At 66.7% G+C, this 12,569-nt stretch carries 12 protein-coding genes and 1 pseudogene; 5 read left to right on the top strand and 8 right to left on the bottom strand.

Annotated features, from left to right (window positions below):
- Window positions 1–46: 46 nt before the first annotated feature.
- A complete protein-coding gene (locus K1X41_RS08615; protein ID WP_258566395.1) occupies window positions 47–1,546 on the bottom strand; it encodes an MATE family efflux transporter in 1,500 nt (499 codons plus the stop codon).
- 86 nt (window positions 1,547–1,632) lie between these two features.
- Here K1X41_RS08615 and K1X41_RS08610 point away from each other — a divergent pair, with 86 nt between their 5' ends.
- Window positions 1,633–3,609 carry a M13 family metallopeptidase gene (locus tag K1X41_RS08610; protein WP_133616281.1) on the top strand — a complete coding sequence of 659 codons (1,977 nt, stop codon included), beginning with the start codon at window positions 1,633–1,635 and terminating at the stop codon, window positions 3,607–3,609.
- Between the two features lie 695 nt (window positions 3,610–4,304).
- On the opposite strand, the gene K1X41_RS08605 is transcribed toward K1X41_RS08610, so the two are convergent.
- The 3 genes from K1X41_RS08605 to K1X41_RS08595 are packed head-to-tail and all read right to left on the bottom strand — an operon-like array spanning window position 4,305 to window position 6,239.
- A complete protein-coding gene (locus tag K1X41_RS08605; RefSeq protein WP_220174393.1) occupies window positions 4,305–4,892 on the bottom strand; it encodes a hypothetical protein in 588 nt (195 codons plus the stop codon).
- Window positions 4,841–5,356 (bottom strand): hypothetical protein, encoded by a 516-nt coding sequence (locus tag K1X41_RS08600; protein WP_220174392.1) that lies wholly within the window; start codon window positions 5,354–5,356, stop codon window positions 4,841–4,843. The genes K1X41_RS08605 and K1X41_RS08600 overlap by 52 nt, the downstream gene beginning before the upstream one ends.
- Before the next feature lie 10 nt (window positions 5,357–5,366).
- Complete coding sequence (locus K1X41_RS08595; RefSeq protein ID WP_220174391.1) at window positions 5,367–6,239, bottom strand: NAD(P)H-dependent oxidoreductase; 873 nt, start codon at window positions 6,237–6,239, stop codon at window positions 5,367–5,369.
- Window positions 6,240–6,294: 55 nt separating this feature from the next.
- Here K1X41_RS08595 and K1X41_RS15955 point away from each other — a divergent pair.
- Window positions 6,295–6,423, top strand: a pseudogene (locus K1X41_RS15955) (TetR/AcrR family transcriptional regulator); the annotation flags it as partial.
- Window positions 6,424–6,731: 308 nt separating this feature from the next.
- Here the strand turns inward: K1X41_RS15955 and K1X41_RS15565 are convergent.
- Complete coding sequence (locus K1X41_RS15565; protein WP_258566751.1) at window positions 6,732–6,929, bottom strand: hypothetical protein; 198 nt, start codon at window positions 6,927–6,929, stop codon at window positions 6,732–6,734.
- Between the two features lie 153 nt (window positions 6,930–7,082).
- Window positions 7,083–8,021 (bottom strand): tRNA uridine(34) hydroxylase, encoded by a 939-nt coding sequence (locus tag K1X41_RS08585; protein ID WP_220174390.1) that lies wholly within the window; start codon window positions 8,019–8,021, stop codon window positions 7,083–7,085.
- A 136-nt stretch (window positions 8,022–8,157) separates the two neighbouring features.
- Between K1X41_RS08585 and K1X41_RS08580 the strand changes: the two genes are divergently transcribed.
- A complete protein-coding gene (locus K1X41_RS08580; protein ID WP_220174389.1) occupies window positions 8,158–8,976 on the top strand; it encodes a MerR family transcriptional regulator in 819 nt (272 codons plus the stop codon).
- 87 nt (window positions 8,977–9,063) lie between these two features.
- Here K1X41_RS08580 and K1X41_RS08575 read toward each other — a convergent pair whose 3' ends face one another.
- Window positions 9,064–9,843 carry a FadR/GntR family transcriptional regulator gene (locus tag K1X41_RS08575; RefSeq protein ID WP_132205757.1) on the bottom strand — a complete coding sequence of 260 codons (780 nt, stop codon included), beginning with the start codon at window positions 9,841–9,843 and terminating at the stop codon, window positions 9,064–9,066.
- 163 nt (window positions 9,844–10,006) lie between these two features.
- On the opposite strand from K1X41_RS08575, the gene K1X41_RS08570 reads away from it, so the two are divergent.
- Window positions 10,007–10,585 carry a YbhB/YbcL family Raf kinase inhibitor-like protein gene (locus K1X41_RS08570; RefSeq protein ID WP_220174388.1) on the top strand — a complete coding sequence of 193 codons (579 nt, stop codon included), beginning with the start codon at window positions 10,007–10,009 and terminating at the stop codon, window positions 10,583–10,585.
- A gap of 104 nt (window positions 10,586–10,689) precedes the next feature.
- Here K1X41_RS08570 and K1X41_RS08565 read toward each other — a convergent pair whose 3' ends face one another.
- The gene (locus tag K1X41_RS08565) at window positions 10,690–11,187 is read right to left on the bottom strand and encodes an Lrp/AsnC family transcriptional regulator (RefSeq protein ID WP_133616274.1); all 498 of its coding nucleotides are present in this window, start codon (window positions 11,185–11,187) and stop codon (window positions 10,690–10,692) included.
- A 183-nt stretch (window positions 11,188–11,370) separates the two neighbouring features.
- Here K1X41_RS08565 and hisC point away from each other — a divergent pair, with 183 nt between their 5' ends.
- Window positions 11,371–12,456: a histidinol-phosphate transaminase gene (gene hisC, locus K1X41_RS08560; protein ID WP_220174387.1), complete on the top strand. Its 1,086-nt coding sequence runs from the start codon at window positions 11,371–11,373 to the stop codon at window positions 12,454–12,456.
- Window positions 12,457–12,569: the final 113 nt, after the last annotated feature.

Genomic DNA, 12,569 nt, shown 5'->3' with positions numbered 1-12,569 from the left:
GGGGAGAGATCGCAGGCGGTTCCGGATCCCTGTCGCGGATCGCGAGTCATACTCCGAGCCGCACCCAGCGTCCGCCGCGTGTGCGCAGCCCAAGGGTAACTGCGCGGGCCAGCATAAACACGATGGTGAACCCTGCAGTCAGTGCCACCAGCGCGGGCGCGCCACTCGGCACCAGCACAGTCAGCGCCCACAGAATGGGCAAGTACACGGCCAGGTTGAGCACGCTCGTCCACGCGAGATAGCGCGCATCGCCAGCGCCCATGAGCACACCATCAAGCACGAACACCAGCCCTCCAAGCGGGAGGGAGATCCCCAGCACGAGCAGCGCAGGGGTGAGGATCGCGAGCACAGCGGGATCGCTCGTGAATACTCGGCCGAGCACGGGGCTCGAAGCGGCAAGCAGGAGCCCGAACACGATTCCGCAGCTCACGCCCCAGAAGATGCTGCGCCTGGTTACGAACCGGGCCCGCGCTGCGTTGCGTGCCCCGAGCGCATCGCCGATGAGGGCTTGCGCGGCGATCGCGAGCGCGTCCAGCGCGAAGGCCGCGGTCGAGAAGATCGTGAACACGATTTGGTACCCCGCGGTGGCTGCGGTGCCGTGGCTCGTGGCGGCGAACACCGTCGCGAGCAGGGCTGCCCGCAGCCCGAGTGTGCGCACGAACAGCCAGCCGCCGCTCCGCCCAGCATGCCCGAGCCCGTCACGGCGCGGCAGGAATCCCGCCCCAGCGCGGCGTGCGTGGCGGACGATCACCAGCAGGTAGACGGCCACCATGCCCCACTGCGCAATCACCGTGCCGAGTGCGCTGCCGCCGATACCCAATCCGAGTCCGTAGATGAACCACCAGTTCAGCACCGCATTGATGGCAAAGCCGATCGTCGCGACGGTGAGTGGAGTGCGGGTGTCCTGCAGGCCGCGTAGCAAACCGCTCGCGGCGAACACCACGAGCATCGCTGGGATCCCTGCGCACGAAATCGACAGGTAGATCCGTGCCTGCTCGGCAGCGTCGGGTGCGACCCCGAACGCGGTGATCAGCGGCTCACTCAGGAACCAGAGCGCGGTGCCGACGACAGCCCCGATCCCGAGCGCAAGCCAGAGTCCGTCGATACCTGCTTGCACTGCGCCGCGGACATCCCCGGCGCCCCGACGGCGTGCGACGAGTGGGGTGGTGGAGTACGCGAGGAAGATCATGAGCCCAACTGCGGTCTGCAGGATCGCGCCAGCAACGGCGAGCCCCGCGAGCGGAGCCATGCCGAGATGGCCAACGAGCGCAGAATCGACGACGAGGAAGAGCGGCTCAGCAATGAGCGCACCCAGTGCGGGGATCGCGAGCCGCGCAATGCTGCGGTCGATCGTGCGGCGGGTGCTGCCGGACTGCAGGGGAGCGGACGGGGCAGGGAGGGAAGGCTCTGCAGGCAATCCCGTGGTGCGCTCTGCGGGTGATCCCGTGGTGCGCTCTGCGGGTGTCGGCTCACCCTGTGACGGGGCCGAGCCCGAGCCCGAGCCCACAGGGCTGGGATGGGAAGCATCGAGGGGTTCCGAGGGCATGAGCAATACCGTAGCCGGTGCGGTGATCGCTGGCAGCGTATGCGCCACCACCCGCGCTGTCCGTAGCCGCGGCTAGGCTGGGTCGCATGAGCAACGTAGCGCCCGCCTCCGGTATCGACATCGCTGAACTCGACCCCTCCATCCGCCCGCAGGACGACCTGTTCCGACACGTCAACGGCAAATGGATCGAGCGTACTGAGATCCCGGCGGACAAGGCGCGCTATGGCTCCTTCGCCGTGCTTGCGGAGAACGCAGAAGAAGCGGTCCGCAATATCATCACCGGCACTGAGGCGCCGGCGGCCGGAGCTCCCGCTGAGACGGAAGCCGACAAGGTCGCCGCGCTGTATGCCAGCTTCATGGATACGGCCCGCGTGGACGAGCTCGGCGCACAGCCGATCGCCGCGGAAATCGAGCGCACGCTCGCGGTCGCCTCCACCTCTGAACTCATCGCACATGTCGCGCGTCTGGAGCGGCGCGGCATCGGTGGCTTCTTCGGGATGTTCGTCGACAACGATCCGGGCGACCCTGCGCGCTACATCGTGTTCGTGATGCAGGGCGGCATCGGTCTCCCAGACGAGTCCTACTACCGCGAAGAACAATCGGCCGAGATCCGCGAGCAGTACCGCGCGCATATCGCTCGGATGCTCGGCCTCGCAGGCGTGGACGATGCGGATCGCCTGGCGGGCCTCGCGTACGAGCTCGAACGCAGGATCGCTGCGACGCACTGGGATAAGGTCGCGAGCCGCGACATCCAGAAGCTCTACAACCTCCGCACACTGGCTGAACTGGGCGAGATTACGCCGCAGCTCGACTGGAACGCATACCTGAGCGAAATGGGCGCTCCTGAGGCAGCGTTCGCAGAGGTCGTTGCCGCACAGCCGGAGGCGCTCGCTGGCCTCGCCGAATTGCTGGTCGACGAAGAGCTTGAGGCGTGGCGTGCCTGGGCTGTGTGGGGCATTGTGCGCAGCTCGGCCGCGCTCCTCTCGCAGGAAATCTCGCGCGCCAATTTCGACTTCTACGGCACTGCGCTCACCGGGGCGCCCGAGCAGCGCGAGCGTTGGCGCCGCGGTGTCTCGTTCGTTGAGGGCGCGATGGGCGAGGCCGTCGGCCGGATTTACGTGGAGCGGCACTTTGATGAGGACGCGAAGGCAGCGATGGACGGCCTCGTCGAGCACCTCATCGAGGCGTACCGCGACTCGATCGAGCGGCTGGAGTGGATGGGCGCAGACACGCGCACGCGCGCGCTCGAAAAGCTGGACCGCTTCACGCCCAAGATCGGCTACCCCGTGAAGTGGCGCGACTACTCGACGCTCACCGTCGACTCAGGCGATCTCGTCGGAAACTCGCGCGCCGTCGCCGAGGTTGAGTTTCAGCGCGAGCTCGGCAAGGTCGGCAAGCCGATTGACCGCGACGAGTGGTTCATGACGCCGCAAACAGTAAACGCGTATTACAACCCCGGCTTCAACGAGATCGTGTTCCCGGCAGCCATCTTGCAGCCCCCATTCTTCGACAAGCGGGTCGACGGGGCAGCGAACTTCGGCGCGATCGGTGCGGTGATCGGCCACGAGATCGGGCACGGCTTTGACGATCAGGGCTCGCGCTACGACGGCGACGGCAAACTCACCGACTGGTGGACCGAGTCTGATCGCGCAGCGTTCGAGGAGCGCACAAGCGCACTGATTGGCCAGTACAACGCACTCTCTCCCGAGGGAGCAGACGGTCAGACCGTGAATGGCGAGTTGACGATCGGTGAGAACATCGGCGACCTGTCGGGCCTCGAGATCGCGTGGAAGGCATACCTGCGATCGCTCGAGGGCGCTGAGCCTCCCGTGATCGACGGGCTCACCGGAGCCGAGCGCTTCTTCCTCTCCTGGGCGCAAGCCTGGCAGCAGAAGTCACGGCCGGAGGAGACGGTGCGCCTCCTCACGATTGATCCGCACTCGCCGAACGAGTTCCGCTGCAATCAGATCCTGCGCAACCTCGCGCCGTTCCATGAGGCCTACGCCACGAAGCCTGGCGACGCCCTCTGGCTCGATCCCGAGGAGCGCGTGAGTATCTGGTAGCCGCTCGGCTGGCCCGAGCGCGCCACCTCATCCCGCCTGACCGCAGCCGCGGCAGGCGGGATGAGTGCGTTTGGGGCAGTGCGTGCGTTTGGGGCGGTGCGTGGGTGTGGGGGCGAGTGGGAGTCTAGGGCGAGTGCGCCGCGCATCCTGGGCACCCATGGGTCCTTATTTGGGGCTTCACCGCGCTGAAGGCCCAGAAAAGGACCCATGGGCGAGTTGAACGGGGCTCGCTATGCGTTGCTCCGCGCTCGCGGAGGGGCGCATGGCGCAGGTGCTTGCGCTGACTTTCGGCGCTCGTGTCCCTCTCTTCTCTCGCCCCGCCTGGCACTCATGGGTCCATATTTGGGGCTTCGGCGCGGTGAAGCCCCAAATATCGACCCATGAACCTGAGCGCGGCGCGGCGCAGACGCATTGCAGGCGCATCTCGTGCGCAACCGGCGCCGCGGATGGCCGGCGCTGGGGTCCGGGAAGTGCCGGACCGCTGAGGCGTCGGGCTCATAAGGTGCCGGAGAGTCGCAGGACCGCCGAGGCGTCGGGCTCATCAAGTGCGGGAGAGGCGCCGGACGGCTGATGCGTCGGGCTCATGAAGCGCGGGAGAGGCGCCGGACCACCGGACCACCGGACCACCGAGCGGCCGGGTCACCGGATCACCGGGCGGCCGGGGTGCCCCGCGGCGCAGCGGAGGCGCGGAGCGCTTAGTTTTCCCGCTCGGCCTCGGCCTTGAACTCGGCCTCGGCCTTGAACTCGGCCTCGGCCTTGAACTCGGTCTCGAATTCGGGCACCGGCGCCCCATCTTCGACGAGTTCGAAGTGCGGGGTCGCGCGGCGGACGGCGCGCTGGGCGCGGCGCTGCACGGCGCGGTCCTTCAGCGTTGCTCGCGCGGCCGTTTGAGCCCGCAGCTCGGCGAGTTCGTGCGGGAACGTGTGCGGAGCCGGGCCGAATGCGGTGCGGGAGCGGGCCACCACCCTGCGCGCCATGACGTAGTTGCCCGAGCCACCCAGCACCGCGCCGATTCCGTAGGGCATGACCTTGCTCACCACAGACGCGCCGCCAGCGCGCGCGGCTCGCCGGATGAACATGTCTTTGAGTTGCCCGGCGAGCGGGCCAACGAGCTGCTTCGGCAGGGACGTCGAAACGAGATCACCCCAGAACGAGGTGCGCGAAGTGCCGCCCGTCGCCTGCTGGGTGATTTGACGCAGGAGGCCGAGCCCCTCGTCACCGAGCAACAGCGTCAGCACAAGGATGCGCGCCCGATCCGGATCCCGCAGTGTGATCCCGTGCAACTCGGCGAGAGAGTGCGCGTAGAGCGCCGTCGCCCGAGGAACCCGACAGTCTCCGCGCTGGCGATGCCGAGCGCCGCGATCGTGCCAACGCCCGGAATTGCCGCCGCCGCGCCTACGCCGCCGCCACCAGCAGTGACCGCGCCAACGTAGCGCCGTTCGAGTGCGCGCGTGAGCAGCGCTGGCGTCATCCCTGGGTTCTTCGACCCGACACGGCGCAGGTGAGCGAGCACGAGCGGGCGCTGGATCGAGAGCACGCGATCGACGGCGCGGTCGAGCATCGAGTGCGCCGCAGCGCTCTCGGCCACCCGGTACTGCGCTTGCTGCGGCCCCGGCAACGAAACGGGACCGGCAGGGCCCGCGGGCTCGGCAGCGCCCAGAGCCCCTTCCACCTCAGGCGGATAGGGCTCCGGCGGGAGCCAGCGATAGGCTGGCACCTCCTCAAGCGGCTCGGGCTGTGCGTTCATTCTCTGCAGACTAAACGACCTCGCTGAGTGTGGAGTCGGCTGATCGCTCAGGGCGTGACTCCGACGTGCGTGCACCGCCTCCTGACACGGGAAGAGCGTCTGTGCCTGAGCTCGGATCGAGAGTGCTCAGACTCGAAGTGAGAGCGCCGGATCGTGGAGCACGAGCGCCGGAGCTTGGAGCAAGGGTGCCCGAGCTCGAATCGAGAGCGCCCGAACCGGAAGCGCCTGCGCCAGGGCCAGAGCCAGGGCCAGATCCGGCGCCAGAGACGTGGCCTACTCCAGACCCGGCGCCAGAGACGCGGCTAGCGCCAGCACCATCCCGCGCCCCATCAGCAGCGCCGAGAGCGGCAGCGCGCTCGAACCATCGTGCGATGCGCGCTTCGCTCGCTGCGCCCACGCCGAGAAACCGGTGCACGCGGAAGGGGCGCAGTCCCACAAAGCGCATGGTGTGCCTGGCAACCTGGCCCGCGGCTGAGTTCCCGGTGAAGGGCAGCGCGATCGCCGGGGTGTCGGCGAGCATGAAGAATCTGCCGCTGCGCCCGGCGAGCAACCCAATCGGCATACCGAGCTTTGACATGCGATACTCGTCGCCGGGCAAGAGCGCGCGGTCGAAGAATCCCTTCAGGAGTGCGGGCACGCCGCCCCACCACATTGGCGCCACGATAACGATGCGGCGAGCCTCGTGCAGCGCGTCTCGCGCGGCCTGGAGATCCGGCTCGATAGGGATCCGACGCCGATATCCGAAGCGCATATGGGGGTCGAAATCGAGATCCCTGAGTGCGAGCACGACAGCGTCGCCGTGCGCCGAGGCGTAGCTCTGGGCGAGCGCAGCCGAGAGGGAATCAGGGTTCGGGTGGCCGTCAATCACGAGTGCGTTCGGCACGGGGATCCTATCTTGACACTGTCAACTAATGTGGTCGGTGTCAAGATAGGGGACAATGTTGCTCATGTCAAGTTCCCGCGATTCGTATCACCACGGCCGCCTGGCAGACGCGCTGGAGGAGGCTGCCTTCCAGCTGCTTGAGCGGATGCCCGCCGCGGAGATCAGTCTGCGCGAGGTGGCGCGCGCGGCAGACGTGAGCCACAATGCGCCCTACCACCACTTCCGTGACCGGCGTGGGCTGCTCACGGTGCTGGCCGAGCGCAGTATGGCCGGGCTCAACCGAGAGGTCGAAGCGGCGATCAATGCGGATGAGCCCGCGGCGGGCGCGGCGGGCGCGGCGGGAACGATGGGCGCGACGGGAACCGCGGGCGCGGCGGGAACGGCGGGCGCGGCGGGCGCGGCGGGAACGATGGACGCGGCTGCGCGGCTCCGGGCTGGCGCCGCGGCCTATATTCGCTTTGCGGTCGCCCACTCGCACGCGTTCAACGTGATCTACGACCCGCTCGTCTGCATCCCCACACAGCCCACGAAGACGATGGCCCCGCTCATTGAGCGCCCGAGCGGGTGCTCGGCGAGACTGCGGGGCGAGCCGGCTTCGGTGACGAAGCCGAGGTGCGCGCACTCTGGGGCCTCGTGCACGGCCTCGGCACGCTGTGCGCCGCCGGGCACTTCTCCGAGGCGGACGCTCACGCGGCGTGCGACGCTGCGATCACTCGGATGCTCGCGGGAGAACGCGCGGGCCAGGAAAGCGCGCTCGGGTCGGAAGCCACCACAGGCCCCGCACCTCACACAGGCCCCGCACCCGGGCCCGCCGCAAGCGCGAGCGCCGGATCCTGATCAGTCTCAGGCCGTAGCGACCAGGTGCTCCTCGCACCGCGCATCAGCGTGCGAGCCGCAGGACACGAAGCGAACCCGGCAGGCTGGATCGGCGCAGTTCGCGAGCTGGTTCGTTGCCGTGCCGCACTCGACGCAGCGACCGATCCGAGCCGCCCCGGGAGCGAAGTCCAGCGCTTCGCGGCCGTCGAATACGGCGAGCGACCCCTCCCACAGCCCGTCGTTGCCGAAGGCCTCGCCGTAGCGGACGATGCCGCCATCTATCTGGTAGACCTCACTGAAGCCGCGCTCGGTCATGGCCGCAGAGAGGATCTCGCAGCGGATTCCTCCGGTGCAGTACGTGACAACGGGGCGATCCTTGATCGCGTCGAATGCGCCGCTCTCGATCTGCGTGATGAAGTCGTGTGTGGTGCGAGTGTCTGGCACCACAGCGCCCTTGAATCGGCCAATTTCGGCCTCCCACGCATTGCGTCCGTCGAAGAAAACGACGTCGTCACCACGTTCAGCGACGAGTTCGTTGACTGCGGCAGGGGAGAGGTGGACGCCGCCGCCCACGACGCCCGCAGCGTCCACCACGGTTTCTTCGGGGATCCCAAAGGCGACCAGCTCATCGCGTACTTTGACGCTGAGCTTCGGGAAGTCGGCGATCGTGCGCCACGGTGCACTCCGGTCGACTCCGTGCAGCAGTGCGGGCGCAGTCTCTTCGAATCCGGTTCCGTCGCTCCACTTCACTTCGAGGCCGGCGAAGGGTGCGTACTCCCGTGTGCGCCGCGCATACTGCTTGCACGCATCGAGCTCACCGCCCACAGTGCCATTGATCCCGTGCTTCGAGATGATGATGCGTCCGCGCAGCCCGAGTGATTCGCAGAGCTCGTGCTGCCAGAGACGCACGGCCTCGGGGTCAGCAACCGGAGCGAAGACGTAATACAGCAGGATCTTGGGGGTCACGCTTGTAATGGTACGCGGGTGATCCTGGCTGACCCCTCACTCGCGGGTTGACATTGACGTAACGTCAACTCGTATCGTGTGTGTTGCGACGCCACCCTGGCGCCGCGGATTCACTGGGAGAGAGACCGAGAGAGACATGGAGCGTTCGATTCAGGAGGTGGCGCGCGCTGCTGGCACGACCTCGCGTACCCTGCGTCACTACGACCGAGTCGGGCTTGTGCAGCCCAGCCGGATTGGGAGCAACGGCTACCGCTACTACGACGACCGCGCGGTCGTGCGGTTGCAGCGAGTGCTGCTGCTGCGAACGCTCGGCCTCGGTCTTGACACGATCGGAGAGGTGCTCAGAGCGCAGGATGCACAGGCCACAACGGGAGATCACCCGGCAGCCGCTGAGGCCCGGATCCTGAGCGCCCACCTTGAGCTGTTGCACAAGGAAACGGAACGCATCGCAGCCCAGATCGGCGCGGTTGAGCGCACAATCGCCGCGCTGCGGCGGGAGAGTGCGAGGCCGCAACACCACGGAACGCAGGAGGACTTGATGTCCGAGAACATATTTGAAGGATTCGACCACGCGCAGTATCGCGACGAGGTGGTGGATCGCTGGGGCGAGAACGCCGCGGCGAAGAGCGACCGCTGGTGGAGCAGCCTCGCCGACACCGAAAAGCACGACTGGATGGCGCGTGTGCAACAGCTCAACTCAGACTGGGCCGCGGCCGCCTCGCGCAGCGTCGCTCCTGAGAGCGCTGCGGCACAGGAACTCGCCCGCCGACACATCGAGTGGTTGCGGAGTGTGCCTGGGACACCAGCGAGCTCACCCGACGGCGACCTCGCTGGGTACGTGCGAGGGCTTGCTGAGATGTATGTCGCTGATGAGCGATTCGCTGCCAACTACGGCGGGCGTGCCGGCGCGATGCTCGTCCGGGAAGCGCTCAGAGGCTATCTCGACCGCGCGTAGCGCAGCAGGCCCAAACCGAGCTCAGTTGGGGCGGGAGTGCACGAGAGCGCCGCGCCCGAACACTCGCCAGCGGCAGTGCCTCGGTGCCTAGAGCTGCGCCTTCTCCTGTGCCTCGCGGGCGACGTCGATGCGCTGTTGCTGCTCCGGGGTGCGCGTGAGCGGTGGCACGACCTCGTACTGGTCGTTCACAATTACTACGTCGTGGTCCACGTGCTCCACCATCGCGTGGACGGCATCGATGAAGTCGCGGCGGCGAATCGCGTCGAGCACGCGCGCGTGGTCCCGCTCCATCTCAGCGCCCGTGGCAACGTTGGCGAGGCGTCCGCGGTGTTCCGGAGTGCGCAGCCGCTCATTGATACCCGAGTACAGGGCGGCAAGCAGGCGGTTTTTCGCTGCGTCGAAAATGAGGCGATGGAACTTGCTGTCGAATGCTGAGTCGCCGCCATCGGCAAAGCCGAGCACGGGGCAGCGTGTGCAGCCGACTTCTTCAGTGGCAGCGAGTTCGAGCGCGAGGATGTCTTCCTCTGAGCGGTGCAGTGCTGCCTGCTGCGCGGCCTCGATTTCGAGGGCGCGGCGGTAACTCAGGATCTCTTCAAGCGTGAAGTCGGTGAGGAACTCGTTGAGCAGCGAGCTCGTCGGCGCAGCCGAGCGCACGAACGTGCCACGTCCGGGCAGCGTTTCAATCATGCCAATGCTCGCGAGTGAGCGCACAGCCTCGCGGACGGTTGAGCGCCCCACGCCGGTCTGTTCCGCGAGCTCCGGCTCGATGGGGATCCGGCTACCCACCGGCCACTCGCCGGTGGTGATCTTGCGGCGGAGGAATGCAAGGGTCGCGCGAGCGCGGTCGGAACCTGTCGTCACTGCCATGTTTACTCCGAATTCTGTTGGCGTAGGTACGCCGCTGTTGCCTCCCCAGTATAGCCTCCACTCTCTGGCCGCCCGTGGAGCGGAGACGTATGCTGGGGCGGGACAGGGCATGCGCGCGCCCACGAGAAACTCCGTGCGGCGCCACACAGAGTTGGGATGAGTGATGACGCAGACACAGCAATCACAGCAGGGTCGCGGTGCGATCAACCCGTACGCGGGGATGCCACAGGTGGCGGGGTTTACGTTGACCAGCGCAGATATTCAGGATGGTGAGCCGCTGCCGGCAGAGCTTTACGCTGAGCACGCTGGCGGCGCGAATCGCTCGCCGCAGTTGAGCTGGTCGGGCTTTCCCGCGGAAACACAGAGTTTTGTGGTCACCTGCTTCGATCCCGATGCTCCCACGGGGTCGGGCTTCTGGCACTGGGCGGTCGCCAATATTCCGGCGTCCGTCACTGAACTCGCCGCTGGCGCTGGTGCGCCGAGCGGTACACCGGGGAGTGAACTCCTGCCACCAGGTGCGGTAACGATGCCGAACGAGAAGCGCGAGCCCGCGTTCACCGGCGCGGCTCCGCCCGAGGGCTCCGGGGTGCACCACTACTGGTTTGTGGTGCACGCGCTCAATGTGCCACACATCGACGTCGATCCGAACGCGACCCCGGCCGTTCTGGGGTTCATGATGCGCGAGGCTGTTGTGGCGCGCGCCGTCATCGTTGCAACGGGCGAGTACGGCCAGGCAGCCTAACCCCCCAGGCTGGACAATCGAGCGGCGGAATTCCCGAGCGGCGGCATCGCCGAGCGGCGGCTGCACTCGCAGCACTCTCCCGTGGGCGCGTGGCAGTGTGTGCGCTACGAGGCGTCGGCCCGACGGCTGCCCTCTTCAGGGACAGTGCTGCGCACGAGCGGGAGCGTGCGGTTCTTGAAGTGGCTCTCGAGCGCCAGCCTGGTCGACGCACGCGCTACGCCTTCAGTGTTTGACATCTGATCGAGCACCCGTTGCAAATCGTGGGTGGAGCGGGAGACGATCGTCGCCATCATGTCGTAGTCGCCCGTAATGGTGTGCAGTTCGAGGAGTTCAGGAATCTTCGCGAGCCCCTCGGCGACGCGCTGGTGTCCCACGGACTGCTGGATCTGGATCGTGCAGAAGGTGCGCAGGGGATAGCCCAGGGCAGCCGGATCAATGCTGGGGGCTTCCGAGGCGATGACTCCGGTGCGGCGCAGGCGGTCGAGCCTGCCTTGTGCGGTGGCGCGTGCCACGCCGAGACGTCGCGCGCACTCCACCACGGAGATCCCGGCTTCTTCGCTGATGAGCGTGATGAGCCGAACGTCGAGCTGATCGATGCTCATGGTCCCCCTTGTGCTTGCAACTTGTATCCGTATTTCGTGACAAGGCTATACGAACTGAGCACATTGTCGAGAGAAACTTGTACCGTTTGACGTGAGTGTCTGACGGTCCCTAGAGTTGCCCGAGTCAGAATGGGTGGCCGCGGATTGCGCGGCGGGAAGCCCCAGCAACTTAGAGGAGCGTGCATGTCGACGACGACGCAGTCATTTCGTCCCGGTCTCGAGCAGATCGCGGCCTACCGCGCGGGCAAACCTGCCCCGGTTGGCCCGAGTGGCCGCAGCATCAAGCTCTCGTCCAATGAGAATCCATACCCGCCGCTTCCCGCGGTCGTTGCGCATCTCGCGGAGGTGCTGCCTCACGCGATCAGTCGCTACCCGAGCATTGCAGCGGAAGAGCTCACCGCTGCGCTCGCGCAGCGCTTCGATGTGGCTACGGAGAACTTGGCGCTCGGCGCTGGATCCGTCGAAGTCGCAGCGCAGCTGATCCACGCGATGACGGCCCCCGGTGACGAAGTGATGTTCGCGTGGCGCTCCTTTGAGGCCTACCCGATCCTCGTGCGCGTGGCCGGAGCAGTCCCGGTCGAAGTGGCGCTCGACGCTGACTCGCGCCACGACTTGCAGGCGATGGCCGATGCGGTCACGGACCGCACACGCTTGATTTTCGTCTGCAACCCGAATAATCCGACCGGCACGGTGGTGAGCGAGGCCGAACTCGAAGCGTTCATGGCGCGAGTGCCGAGCAACGTGCTCGTCGTGGTCGACGAGGCCTACGTGCACTTCGACCGGAACTCCGATTCGCCCAGCGGCATCGACTTTTTCCGGCGCTACTCCAACGTTGCCGTGCTGCACACCTTCTCGAAGGCGTACGGTCTGGCCGGTCTTCGCGTGGGGTACGCGATCGCTCCCGTCCCGGTCGCTGAGGCGCTGCGCAAGGTGTCCGTGCCGTTCGCAGTGTCCCGTCTCGCCCAAGACGCCGCCGTGGCATCGCTTGCCGCCGAGGATGAACTCCAGCTGCGGATCGACGAAATGGTGACGGAGCGCGATCGGTTGACTACTGGGCTGCGTGCGACCGGTCTCCCTGTTGTGCCGTCGCAGGCAAACTTTGTCTGGTTGCCTCTCGGTGAGGCGAGCGCGGCAATGGGTGAGGCGTTCGAGGCGCAGGGCATCTCCGTGCGCACCTTCGCGGGCGAAGGGGTGCGGGTATCAATCGGCGACCCGGAAGAAAACGACGCTGTCGTTGCCGCGGTCATCGCAGCAGCAAATCGCGTATAGCTATACAAGTTGTCTAGCAAGATTTCGATCTGGCTGGCCTAACTGTCACATCTGTCACGCTCTTGTGTGTCAGGTTTGCACAGAGCTTGAACGTCACTACGATCGAGCAACGG

The organism is Leucobacter luti (assembly GCF_019464495.1).
GTDB classification, from domain to species: Bacteria; Actinomycetota; Actinomycetes; order Actinomycetales; family Microbacteriaceae; genus Leucobacter; species Leucobacter luti_A.
This window is presented reverse-complemented; position numbering and strand designations above follow the sequence as displayed.

Excerpts from the sequence above, each read along its gene's own strand:
- K1X41_RS08615 (WP_258566395.1), bottom strand. The coding sequence starts at position 1,546 with ATGCCCTCGGAACCCCTCGATGCTTCCCATCCCAGCCCTGTGGGCTCG.
- K1X41_RS08610 (WP_133616281.1), top strand. The coding sequence starts at position 1,633 with ATGAGCAACGTAGCGCCCGCCTCCGGTATCGACATCGCTGAACTCGAC.
- K1X41_RS08600 (WP_220174392.1), bottom strand. The coding sequence starts at position 5,356 with ATGAACGCACAGCCCGAGCCGCTTGAGGAGGTGCCAGCCTATCGCTGG.
- K1X41_RS08580 (WP_220174389.1), top strand. The coding sequence starts at position 8,158 with ATGGAGCGTTCGATTCAGGAGGTGGCGCGCGCTGCTGGCACGACCTCG.
- K1X41_RS08575 (WP_132205757.1), bottom strand. The coding sequence starts at position 9,843 with ATGGCAGTGACGACAGGTTCCGACCGCGCTCGCGCGACCCTTGCATTC.
- K1X41_RS08570 (WP_220174388.1), top strand. The coding sequence starts at position 10,007 with ATGACGCAGACACAGCAATCACAGCAGGGTCGCGGTGCGATCAACCCG.
- K1X41_RS08565 (WP_133616274.1), bottom strand. The coding sequence starts at position 11,187 with ATGAGCATCGATCAGCTCGACGTTCGGCTCATCACGCTCATCAGCGAA.
- hisC (WP_220174387.1), top strand. The coding sequence starts at position 11,371 with ATGTCGACGACGACGCAGTCATTTCGTCCCGGTCTCGAGCAGATCGCG.